4 protein-coding genes are annotated in these 3,534 nt (G+C 69.9%); 1 reads left to right on the top strand and 3 read right to left on the bottom strand.

All coding sequences use genetic code 11. From position 1 onward, the window contains the following. Positions 1-157 precede the first annotated feature (157 nt). Entirely contained in the window at positions 158-613 is a 456-nt protein-coding gene (locus Q0112_RS07405) for a YaiI/YqxD family protein (protein ID WP_297973402.1), read from the bottom strand. Positions 614-663: 50 nt separating this feature from the next. Between Q0112_RS07405 and Q0112_RS07400 the strand changes: the two genes are divergently transcribed. After that, positions 664-1,374: an NYN domain-containing protein gene (locus tag Q0112_RS07400; protein WP_297973399.1), complete on the top strand. Its 711-nt coding sequence runs from the start codon at positions 664-666 to the stop codon at positions 1,372-1,374. A gap of 82 nt (positions 1,375-1,456) precedes the next feature. Here the strand turns inward: Q0112_RS07400 and folE2 are convergent, their stop codons facing one another. Together folE2 and Q0112_RS07390 are read right to left on the bottom strand one after the other, a co-directional pair. After that, the gene (gene folE2, locus Q0112_RS07395; protein WP_297973396.1) at positions 1,457-2,596 is read right to left on the bottom strand and encodes a GTP cyclohydrolase FolE2; all 1,140 of its coding nucleotides are present in this window, start codon (positions 2,594-2,596) and stop codon (positions 1,457-1,459) included. A gap of 159 nt (positions 2,597-2,755) precedes the next feature. Continuing rightward, positions 2,756-3,534, bottom strand: a 779-nt coding sequence (locus Q0112_RS07390) for a PLP-dependent transferase (protein ID WP_297973393.1), incomplete at its 5' end; no start/stop codon positions are given.

Here is a 3,534-nt window from a genome sequence, read left to right as displayed (position 1 = left end):
GCTCGCCCTCGTCGCCGTGATGTGCAAGCTCGTCATCCTCGCCAACGTCCTCGTCCGGGGCGACCGGACCTGGCAGGCCCGCGCCTGAAACCCGCGGAAAAGCCCTGCCCAGCCATCACGGAAACTCTCCAGGTTTCTTGCAGGAAGAAGAAGGGCGTCAGCGCGGGTGGGCGCGGGCGGCCTCGTGCAGGGTGCGGTCGAGGGACTGCAGGAAACGGGAGCGGTCGGATTTCGCGAAGGGGCGGCCGCCGCCCTGGCGGAAGGGATCGGCGGCTCGGAGGTCGGCCATCAGGTCGCGGGTGGCGAGGCGGGGGCCGATGTTGGCAGGCGTGAACGGCTCGCCGTTCGGGGCGAGGACGCGGGCGCCCCGCTCCAGCGCGCGAGCGGCGAGCGGGATGTCGGCGGTGACGCAGACATCGCCCGGGCCGATGCGCTCGGCGATCCAGCGGTCGGCGGCGTCGGCGCCCTCGGCGACGACGGTGACGGTGACGAGCGGGTGGCGGCTGGGGCGGATGCCGCCGTTCGAGACGAAGGTGACCGGGTGGGCGTGGCGCTCGGCGACGCGGACGGTCTCGTCGCGGACCGGGCAGGCATCGGCGTCGACGTAGATCATGGCTTTACCAACAGCGGACGGGCGGCTTGGCGGATCGGGGTGGCGGGTTCATGCTTGCACGCATGACGAGTTCCCTGCCTGTAGCACGGCTTGCCGTCCTGATCGACGGCGAGAATATCTCGCACAAGCTCGCGCCGACCATCTTTCGGGAAGTCGACCGCTTCGGTGAACGCCATGTGCAGCGCCTCTACGGCGACTTCGATGGGTCCGCGAGCGGTTGGGCTGAAGCCGCGGCGCGCTTCGCGCTCGATCCGCGGCATTGCTTCGCGCCGACTCCGGGAAAGAACGCCGCCGACATACGGTTGACGATCGACGCCATGAATTTGCTTCATGCCGGGGGCATCGACGGCTTCTGCATCGTTTCGTCCGATGGCGACTTCGCAGAGCTCGCCGTCCACCTTCGCCAGGAGGGAAAGAGCGTCTACGGCTTCGGTAACGGGCACGGACGGTTGCCGATTGCCTGCGATGCATATGTCGCGCTCGTGCCGGCCGTGAAACCACCAGCGAGCCCGCCAGCCGCGACCCGGCCGCACCCGGCCCTTGGCCCGATCCGCTTGGTGCTGGAGCAGATGGAGGCGCGGGACGGCTGGTACAGTCTCGCCACATTCGGAAGCGAGGCGCGACGGGTGGGCGTGAACCTGAAGGCGTTCAGAACAAAGAAGATGGCCGGCCTGCTGCGCGAGACTGGACAGTTCGAGGTCGAGCCCGCCGAGAAGCCCCAACGGTTCAGGCAGATCTCCCTGCGGGCCGTCGGCGCGTAACGGCACGGGACCGCCCGTTCCGGGCGGTGCCTCCGGCGGGAGCATTTTTTGCCAGGATGATGGGGTGGCACCTTCTCGGCAGTCAGCGCCCCGCGGTCAGCGTGTCGAAGAGGCGCGGGTCGAGGCTGGCCTGGGCGAAGGTCTCGCCCATGGTGAGGACGGAGACGGCGTCGTGGCTGTGCAGCGACTCCTGGTGGCTCGCGACGACGCGGAAGTCGCCGATGCGGCGGTCGGACTCGAGGCTGGCGCAGAGCAGGCGCACGGCGTCCTCGACGAAGATCGGGTGGGCGCCGTTCAGCTCGGCGAAGGCCTGCTCGTCCTCGCGCTTCACCATCACCTGGGTCTCGGTCGGGATGGCGGCGTTGCAGAGGTCGACGAGGTCCTCGAACCAGAGCAGCTCGGTGCCGACGAGCTCGACCGAGACGCGGGCGACCGAGCGCTGCGAGTGCGGGGTCGCGATCTGGCCGCGGGTGCGGCGGGCGTGCTCGGAGAGCTCGAGCGAGCAGGGGCAGGTCGAGGAATAGACATAGTCGAGATGCACGATGCGGCGGGTGGTGGCGGCCGTCTTGGTCATCTCGAGGGCGACGTTGTAGTACTGCCAGCCCTCGAGGCCGCTCCTGAGCGAGCGCTTCAGCATCGGGTAGCTCAGGCGCATCATGATGCGGGCGTCGTAGCTCTCGAGGTCGGCGAGGTAGCTGTCGAGGACGGCGTCGATCACCTCGAAGGAGAAGCTGGTCTCGGCGTGCCGGTAGAAGGACCGCATGATGCGGCTCATGTTGATGCCCTTCTTGTTCGCTTCCAGCGAGACCGAGCCGGTGACCGAGGTCTCGAGCTGCACCTCGCCGCCCTCGCGGGCGCGGAAGCGGACCGGCAGGCGGAAGTTCGAGATGCCGACGTGCTGGATGCCGGTCTTGGTGCCCTTGATCAGGCTCTCGGGGCCGTTCTGCAGGTCGGGGAGGGTCGCGACGTAGGCCTCGCCCGCCGCGAAGTCGTGCGGGTAGCTGCGGCTGAAGGCCGGGTAGGCGGCGGCGCCGGTGCGGGCGAGGATGGTGGCGAGGTCGGCGGCGAGGTCGGCAGCTGCGCCGGAGCGCTGGTCGCCGGCCCAGAGAAGGAGGGTGCGCGCGGCGGCTTCCGCCTCGGCCTTGCTCGGGCGCCGGGCGGACGGACCGGCGGCGGGCTCGGGCGCGAGCGCGGGGTCGATCTGCGGGTTGTACAGGTTCATGCCGTCCACCTCCTCGATTCCACCATGCGCGGACGCCGACAACATGGGGTACGCGCGGCCGATTGCAAAGCTGCGGCCGCCCAAACATACGGATACCGTTCGATCAGCAACTAAGGGGAGAAACCCCCGCGATTTGCAACCGCGGGGATTGAGGAGGGTTTATTTTCCACTGATGGCGGCGGCCAGGGCGTGCGAGATGTCGGCGAAGAGATCCTCGGGGTCCTCGAGCCCCATCGAGAGGCGGACAAGGCCGTCGCCGATGCCGAGCGCGGCGCGCTGCTCGGCGGTGAGGCGCTGGTGGGTCGTCGTCGCCGGGTGGGTGACGAGGCTCTTGGCGTCGCCGAGGTTGTTGGAGATGAGGATGAGCTCCAGCGCGTCGAGGAAGCGGAAGGCGGCCGGCTTGCCGCCGGCGAGCTCGATGGCGAGCATGGTGCCGCCCGTCTCCATCTGCCGGGCGGCGAGGGCGGCCTGCGGGTGGGAAGGAAGGCCGGGGTAGATCACCCGCGAGAGCGCGGGGTGCCCCTCGAGCCGCTCGGCCAGGGCCTGCGCGGTGGCGGCCTGGGCGCGGCAGCGCAGGTCGAGGGTCTCGAGGCCCTTCAGCATCACCCAGGCGTTGAACGGGCTGAGCGCGCCGCCGGTGTGCTTGAGGAAGGTCTCGAGCGGGCCGCGGATGAACTCGCGCCGGCCGAGCACCACGCCGCCGAGGCAGCGGCCCTGGCCGTCGATGTGCTTGGTGGCCGAATAGACCACGACGTCGGCGCCGAGCGGCAGGCAGCGCTGGAAGACCGGCGTCGGGAAGACGTTGTCGGCGACGAGCGTTGCGCCGGCGGCATGGGCAAGCTCGGCGACGGCGGCGACGTCGATGACCTCGAGGGTCGGGTTCGACATCGTCTCGAGGAAGGCGACCCTGGTGCCGGGGCGGAGCGCCGCGCGCCACT

Origin of the sequence: uncultured Amaricoccus sp., assembly GCF_937858865.1 — a bacterium.
GTDB lineage: Bacteria > Pseudomonadota > Alphaproteobacteria > Rhodobacterales > Rhodobacteraceae > Amaricoccus.
Note: the sequence above shows the minus strand (reverse complement) of the source record. Positions and strands in the feature narration are given on the sequence as shown.